The organism is Candidatus Binataceae bacterium (assembly GCA_035500095.1).
Lineage (GTDB): Bacteria > Desulfobacterota > Binatia > Binatales > Binataceae > JAKAVN01.
This window is the reverse complement of sequence record DATJXN010000078.1, coordinates 26,843-33,141: the sequence shown is the minus strand read 5'-3', so window position 1 is coordinate 33,141 and position 6,299 is coordinate 26,843. Positions and strand designations below refer to the sequence as shown.

General features: G+C 65.5%; 6 protein-coding genes. 1 reads left to right on the top strand and 5 read right to left on the bottom strand.

The features are described 5' to 3' along the window. The 3 genes from VMI09_08155 to VMI09_08145 all read right to left on the bottom strand — a co-directional run. The coding region (locus VMI09_08155) for a hypothetical protein (GenBank protein ID HTQ24656.1) at window positions 1–224 on the bottom strand (224 nt) is incomplete at its 3' end. A 17-nt stretch (window positions 225–241) separates the two neighbouring features. Beyond that, complete coding sequence (locus VMI09_08150) at window positions 242–1,114, bottom strand: MoxR family ATPase (GenBank protein ID HTQ24655.1); 873 nt, start codon at window positions 1,112–1,114, stop codon at window positions 242–244. A gap of 541 nt (window positions 1,115–1,655) precedes the next feature. After that, complete coding sequence (locus VMI09_08145; protein HTQ24654.1) at window positions 1,656–4,001, bottom strand: xanthine dehydrogenase family protein molybdopterin-binding subunit; 2,346 nt, start codon at window positions 3,999–4,001, stop codon at window positions 1,656–1,658. A gap of 140 nt (window positions 4,002–4,141) precedes the next feature. Here VMI09_08145 and VMI09_08140 point away from each other — a divergent pair, with 140 nt between their 5' ends. After that, window positions 4,142–4,579 carry an MAPEG family protein gene (locus tag VMI09_08140; GenBank protein HTQ24653.1) on the top strand — a complete coding sequence of 146 codons (438 nt, stop codon included), beginning with the start codon at window positions 4,142–4,144 and terminating at the stop codon, window positions 4,577–4,579. A gap of 25 nt (window positions 4,580–4,604) precedes the next feature. On the opposite strand, the gene VMI09_08135 is transcribed toward VMI09_08140, so the two are convergent. Next, window positions 4,605–5,918, bottom strand: coding sequence for an MFS transporter (locus tag VMI09_08135; GenBank protein ID HTQ24652.1), 1,314 nt, complete (start codon window positions 5,916–5,918; stop codon window positions 4,605–4,607). A gap of 17 nt (window positions 5,919–5,935) precedes the next feature. Next, the gene (locus tag VMI09_08130; GenBank protein ID HTQ24651.1) at window positions 5,936–6,205 is read right to left on the bottom strand and encodes a MoaD/ThiS family protein; all 270 of its coding nucleotides are present in this window, start codon (window positions 6,203–6,205) and stop codon (window positions 5,936–5,938) included. Window positions 6,206–6,299: the final 94 nt, after the last annotated feature.

Genomic DNA, 6,299 nt, shown 5'->3' with positions numbered 1-6,299 from the left:
CCCGCGGAGCGGGCCGCCCCGGACCCCGCGGCGAAGAAGCGCGCGAATACCTCGTCGAACGACGCCCGGTCGGCCTCGTCCTTGACCAGCGCGGCCGCCAGCGCTTCGCGCGCGCGCGCCCGGTCGGACAGGCCGGCCGCCGCGAGCGCTCGCATTGCGTCGAGCGTTTCGGCCACGGATACGGGCACTTCGGCGAGCCGCAATTCGCCGACGAAGCGCAGCAACTCCGAACTGGGCGCGCTCATCGCGGGCGCGGCGCGAGCGCGCTCGCCTTTGCCTCGACCTTGGCGCGATCGTCTTCGTGTTTGAGCAGGACTCCGAGCGAGGAGCGTATCGCCGGCGCGTCGAGTTGTGCGACGCCCAGGCGCAGCAGCGCACGCGCCCAGTCGAGGGTCTCGGCGATCGACGGCGGCTTTTTGAGCCCGAGCTTGCGCAGCGCATTGACGAAGCGCGCGGCGTCGGCCGCCAGTTGCGCGTCGAGCTCCGGAAGCTTGAGCTCGATGATCCTCCGTTCCTGTTCGAGTCCCGGAAAATCGATGAACAGATGGAGGCAGCGGCGGCGCAGAGCCTCGGAGAGCTCGCGCGCGCGATTCGAAGTGAGCACCACCGCCGGACGCTCGCGGGCGCGCAGCGTGCCGAGTTCGGGAACCGTGACCTGAAAGTCGGAGAGCAGCTCGAGCAGAAAGGCCTCGAATTCCTCGTCCGCCTTGTCGATCTCGTCGATCAGAAGGACGACTTTGCGCGGCGACGATATCGCGCGCAGCAGTGGGCGCTCGAGCAGGTATTCGCGCGAGAACAGATGCTCGGAGACTTCCTCCCAGCGGAGTCCCTGATGCTCATCCGCCTGCAGGCGCAAAAGCTGCTTCTGGTAGTTCCATTCGTAGAGAGCGCGCGCCTCGTCGAGTCCCTCGTAGCATTGCAAACGTATCAGTTCCGCGCCCAGCATCTCGGACAGAACCTTGGCCACTTCGGTTTTTCCCGAACCGGCGGGACCTTCGATGAGCAGGGGCTTGTCGAGCGCGAGCGCGAGGAAGACCGCGGTCTCGACGCGCTCGTTGGTGATGTAGCGGGCGCGGCGTAGTCCTTCGCTGACGAATTCGGGAGTGACGTTCATCCTGGTCGCGCGATGCTCGCTGGCTATCGATCGAGCATCGCGGTCGCCGCAGCGGCAGTCAACATCGCGCGGATTGAATTGTTCCGCGATCGAGCCGCGCGGCTCGATTGCAGCGTGTTCTCGATCGCGCGGGGATTTTGTGCCGATCGAACCCGGAATGGCGAAATCGTTTTTCGCCGGTGATTCAGCGATGGCGCCGGCGCCTCGGCGTTCGCGCAAAGCGAAAATTTCACACGCACTTAAAAATGCCGTGCGCGCAAAGATTTAATGGAGGCCGAACGGCTTGCGCCGTTCGGCCCCAGCCAACCGGGAAAAGGGGGGGCAAACCCCGGCCAGCAAACTCATTGTACGCCAGTTATAGTAGGTTGCAATAGGTTCTATGATGGAATGAAGCGCAAAAACTTCAAATTCCACTCTAATGCTGCAGCTTTAGCTTAAACCGACCAGCCCATCCGAGCGAATTAATCGTATGGCGGTCTGCGGCCCGACCCGTCAGGGTAGACCGCAGGATCGCATAATCGGGATTGCGCGGTGGTCGGCTTCAGTCGGCGGCCGCCGTATGGACTTCCTGGCTGACCCCCTGATGCTGCAGCATCGCCTTCAGCAGCTTCGGCGGCGACATCGGCAGCTCGGTCATGCGCACGCCCACGGCGCGGTAAATCGCGTTTGCGACCGCAGCCATCGGCGACACGATCGAGACCTCGCCCACGCCGCGCACGCCGAGCGGATGGCTGGGGTTGGGAACCTCTACGATAACCGTTTCGATCATCGGCAGGTCGAGACAGGTCGGCATCCGGTAGTCCAGGAGCCCAGTGTTACGCATGATGCCGCGCTCGTCGTACACGTATTCCTCGTTGAGCGCCCAGCCGATTCCCTGCGCCGTGGCTCCCTGCAACTGTCCTTCGACGTAGGCCGGATGGATTGCGCGGCCGACGTCCTGGGCGACGATGCATCGCAGAATCTTCACCTTGCCGGTATCGGGATCAACTTCGACGTCGACTCCGGTCAGCGCAAAGGCGTTGCCGACCGCGCCGACCGCGCCCGCGTTGAGCGTCGCGCGGCCGGTAATCGGGCCGCCGGTGCGCGCGAGCTTCGGGACGATCTCCCTGATCGTCATCGGCTTGACGCCGTTGCCGGCCGCGCTCAGGCGTCCGTTGTTGAACTCGATCTCCTGGGGTTTCTTCTCCCACAATTTCGCGGCGCGCTCCTTCAGCTGGCGCACGACGTCTTCGGCGGCCTCGTAAACCGCCATCCCGGTAGCGAGCGTGATACGGCTGCCGCCGGTCACGTCGGTATGGCCGATCGAGTCGGTGTCGGCGACGATCGGACGCACGTCTTCGGCCGCGACTCCCAGCACCTCGGCCGCGATCATCGCCATCGCGGCGCGCGATCCGCCGATATCGACCGAGCCGGTCACGACGCTCAGCGTACCGTCGTTGTGCAGGTTGACGGTCGCTGCGGATTGGAGGCCGCCGTTGAACCAGAAGCCGGCGGCTACGCCGCGTCCGCGATTGGGCCCGTCGAGGGGCGAGCGATAATACTCGCTGTCCTTAAGCGCCTGGCAGGTTTCAATAAAGCCGATACGCTTGTAAGGCGGGCCAGCGGGCTGCGGGGTGCCCTCGCGCGCGCCGTTCAGGATACGGAAGTCCAGCGGATCGATTCCGCAGCGCAGCGCCAGCTCGTCAACCAGCGATTCGCAGGCGAACGCCGAGCTTGGCGATCCCGGCGCGCGGTAAGCCGCGACTTTGGGCCGATTGACCACCACGTCGTAGGAGTCCAGCAACAGGTTGGGAACGTCATAGGGCGCCGTGCAGCACATCGCGCCCGGGGCGAACGGCGAGCCCGGAAAGCCGCCCGCCTCATAGGCCATCCAGAACTGCGCGGCGGTGATTTTGCCGTCGCGCGTCGCGCCCATCTTACCCTTGATCCAGGTGCCCGAGGTCGGCCCGCTGGCGCGCAGCACCTCGGCCCGGTTCATCGTCATCTTGACCGGCCGCCCGCTCTTACGGGCCAGCAGCAAGGCCACCGGTTCGAGATAGATCGTGGTCTTGCCGCCGAAGCCGCCGCCGATTTCCGCCGGCACCACCTTGATTCGGCCCTCGTCCATCTTGAGCACGGTGGCGGTGAGCGTGCGCACGTTGAACGTGCCCTGGGTTGAGCAATAGATGGTCGCGAGGCCGTCTGAATTGTAGATCGCGACGGCGTTGTGCGGTTCGATATAGCCCTGATGGACGGTCGCGGTTTTGAATTCGCGCTCGACGATATAATCGGCGGCGCGGAAGCCCGCTTCGAGGTCGCCGCGCTGGAACTGGATGTGCGCGGCGACGTTGGTCGGCCGGTCGGGGCCCTCGGGCGATCCGGGGTCGGTCCGTCCGGCGATAAACTTCTGGCGAATCTCGGGCAGCAGAATCGGCGCGTCAGCTTTCATCGCCGCCTCGGCGCTCATCACCGGAGGCAGAACCTCGTAATCGACCTCGATCAGGCGCAACGCTTCTTCGGCGATATGCGGGCTGGTGGCGGCGACCGCCGCGACCGCATGGCCGTCGTACAGCACCTTGCCGCGGGCCATCACGTTGAGCGACAGGTAGTGCGTGTTGACCACGAGTTCGCCCATCATCGCGGTGGTGCCGGGGATGTCGGGAAAGTCGTCGCCGGTGACGATCGCCTTCACGCCGGGGAGGGCCGCGGCCTTTTCCGTGCGAATCGCGATGATGCGGGCATGCGCATGGGGGCTGCGCAGGACTTTGCCGTAGAGCATCCCCGGAAATGAGTAGTCGGCGCCGTATTTCGCCCGTCCGGTGACCTTTTCGATCCCGTCGTGCCGGATGGGCCGGGTGCCGATAACCCGGAAGCTTTTCTGCGAAGAGCCGTTGGTGGAGTCCGCCATGATCAACCTCGTGTGTATGCAGGTTATCACGACCGGCGCCGCCCCGTCACGAGCGGCCAAGGCCCGCGCCCGCTGCGGATAGTCGTTGACCGACCGCTCTGGTAGGCTCCGCGGGACATTCGCGCCTAAGGAGACGTTCGATGCCGCAGATGATGAACGATCCCGCATTCAGGGCATACTCAATCGCCTGCTCCATCCTGGTCTTCAAGATGCTCGCGGTCGCGCTGATGACCGCGGCCACCCGTTCGCGGCTCAAACAGTTTCTGAATCCGGAGGACGCGAAGGTGTTAGGGGGAGCCGGCGTGGCGCAGGAGCATCCTGACGTCCAGCGTATGCTGCGGATGCATCGCAACGACCTCGAGAACATCCTGCCGTTTTTCACCGTCGGATTGATTTTCGTGCTGATGGGAGTCTCGGCATTCGCCGCGCAAGTGTATTTCTACACGTTCACCGGCGCGCGGATCGTGCACACGGTTACTTACATCGCGAGCCTACAGCCGTGGCGCACGATCGCGTTCGTGCTCGGCGTGGTCTGTATGGTCGGGATGCTGGTGCAGATTCTGATCGCCGCGCTGTGATGCGCGCGGATGGCGCGGCCGCCGCTCAATCCTCGAGCGCGAGGTCCTTCGTCTCCTCGACCATCAGAATCGCCGCGATCCCGATCGCGCTGCTTCCGACCAGGTACCAGGCGGGCGAGAGCGGATTCCCGGTCGCATGGATGAGCCAGGTCACGGCGATCTGCGTGGTGCCGCCAAATAGGGCGACCGCGAGCGCATAGGCGATCGACAATCCCGCGCTGCGCACGGCTTTCGGGAAGCATTCCGGAATCACCACCAGCACCACGCCGCCGAGAGCGTTGAGCGCCGCCATCAGCCCCGCCATCGCCAGCAGCGCGCCGAGGGTGCGGTGGTGGTTGAGCAACGCGAACGCAGGCCAGGCGACCGCCGTCAGCGCGAGCTTCGAGACGAGATACACCGGTTTGCGCCCGACGCGGTCGGATAGCCATCCGCCGGCGAGCCCGAACCCAAGCAGGCAGAGACCCGTGACCACCGTCGCGCCCATCGAAGCGCCGGTCGCCATGTGCAGCGTGCTGAGCGCGTAGGTCGTCATGTAGAGGCCGACGTAGGTTGCGATCGTGCCGCTGGTGATAAGCATCAGCGCCAGCACCAGCGGACGCCGATGATGCTCGAGCAGGGCGGAGAGCACGCGGGCGGCGCTCGGATGGACGGTCTTCGCGCCGAGGTCCACGGTCTCCTGCAACCGGCTGCGCATGACCAATCCCACGGGCACGATCGCGATCCCGACGATGAACGGGACGCGCCACCCCCAGGACTCCATCGCGTCGGCGCCGATCAGCAAAGACAGCAGCACGCCGAGCGCGCCGGCGAGCGCCGAGGCCGCTCCCTGGCTCGCGATCTGCCACACCGCGTACTGTCCGCGCTTTTCCGGGAGCGCTGCTTCGAGCAGATACGACGTCGATGGTCCGACTTCGCCGCCGAGCGCGAAGCCCTGGACGAGGCGCGCGACCAGCACCAGGATCGGCGCCGCAAGTCCGATCGTCGAGTAAGGGGGCGTCGCCGCGAGCAGCACCATCCCGGCCGCCATCAGTCCGATGCTGAGCATCATCGCCGGCTTGCGCCCCGCGCGGTCCGCGTACGCGCCGATTACGATTCCTCCGAGCGGACGCGAGATGAAACCCACGCCGAAGGCGGTAACCGAGAGCAGCAAGCTGATGAACGGGTCGTGCGAGGGGAAGAACGCGTGCCCGATCATCACCGCGAAGAACGCATAGGTGGTGAAGTCGTAAAATTCGAGCCCGTTGCCGAGCACCGTCGCGACCACGGCGCTGGTCGGAATCGGCGCCCGCGGCGCGATCGCGCGCGCCGGCGTTGCGCGGCGGGCTGGGGTTTCGGCCATGCTCGCGCGGACCGCGGCTATTTAGCGCCGCCGCCGATCGCAGGCAGAAAATAAACTTCGCTGGTTTCCTTGACCGGGTCGAGCAGGCCGCCGATACCCATCTCGCCGTCGATCGAGACGGCGACGCCCGGCTTCAGGTCTTCGTCCTCGATCAGATGGGCCTTGATACCGGGGAACTGGCGCTCGAGGTCATCGATCACGGCGCGCACGGTGGTGCCGCGCACGACAACGCGATCGTGTCCGCTGGTCAGCGGCCGCATCAGGGCCGGAATTATCACGGTCGGCATCAGGTCAACTGGCCTATCATCACCTTGTGCGTCAGAGACGGTAAGCATTAAAGCGCGGCCGGCACCGATATAAAAAGGGCCGGGCCCCGAGACG

Bases quoted from the DNA above. Each gene is read 5' to 3' on its own strand.
- VMI09_08130 (HTQ24651.1), bottom strand. From the start codon at position 6,205: ATGCCGACCGTGATAATTCCGGCCCTGATGCGGCCGCTGACCAGCGGA.
- VMI09_08145 (HTQ24654.1), bottom strand. From the start codon at position 4,001: ATGGCGGACTCCACCAACGGCTCTTCGCAGAAAAGCTTCCGGGTTATC.
- VMI09_08150 (HTQ24655.1), bottom strand. From the start codon at position 1,114: ATGAACGTCACTCCCGAATTCGTCAGCGAAGGACTACGCCGCGCCCGC.
- VMI09_08135 (HTQ24652.1), bottom strand. From the start codon at position 5,918: ATGGCCGAAACCCCAGCCCGCCGCGCAACGCCGGCGCGCGCGATCGCG.
- VMI09_08140 (HTQ24653.1), top strand. From the start codon at position 4,142: ATGCCGCAGATGATGAACGATCCCGCATTCAGGGCATACTCAATCGCC.